We start from the raw sequence: 527 nt of genomic DNA on the forward strand, positions 1-527 counted from the left end.
AAATTTCGACCTAACTCAGTCAAGGTCAGTGTCTTACATTCAATCAGTGCCTTAGAGGCCAGCATCAAGCTGTTTAATCGTTTTAGGTGAAGTTCTGGGCAGTATTGGTGTAAAGAATGTTGTAGGATATTGGCTTCGCGCATCTTGTTGTCCAAGTGTAGTTTTTGGAGAAACCATTTGATCATGCAACAAGATGCGCTTCCACCCTAATTTGATGATTTATTTGTAAATCATCAGGGGATTCTTCAGTGTTGTGCTTGGTTCGGGCCGTGGTTGGTAAATTTCGACCTAACTCAGTCAAGGTCAGTGTCTTACATTCAATCAGTGCCTTAGAGGCCAGCATCAAGCTGTTTAATCGTTTTAGGTGAAGTTCTGGGCAGTATTGGTGTAAAGAATGTTGTAGGATATTGGCTTCGCGCATCTTGTTGTCCAAGTGTAGTTTTTAGCGAAACCATTTGATCATGCAACAAGATGCGCTTCCACCCTAATTTGATGATTTATTTGTAAATCATCAGGGGATTCTTCAG

At 41.2% G+C, this 527-nt stretch carries 2 pseudogenes; both read right to left on the reverse strand.

Annotation, left to right across the window (positions count from 1 at the left end):
* Positions 1-143 (reverse strand): annotated as a pseudogene (locus L5M17_RS23075) (IS4 family transposase); the annotation flags it as partial.
* Positions 144-250: 107 nt separating this feature from the next.
* Positions 251-421: pseudogene (locus L5M17_RS23080) on the reverse strand (IS4 family transposase); the annotation flags it as partial.
* Positions 422-527: the final 106 nt, after the last annotated feature.

Origin of the sequence: Shewanella sp. SW24 (assembly GCF_025653395.1) — a bacterium.
Taxonomy (GTDB): Bacteria; Pseudomonadota; Gammaproteobacteria; order Enterobacterales; family Shewanellaceae; genus Shewanella; species Shewanella oncorhynchi.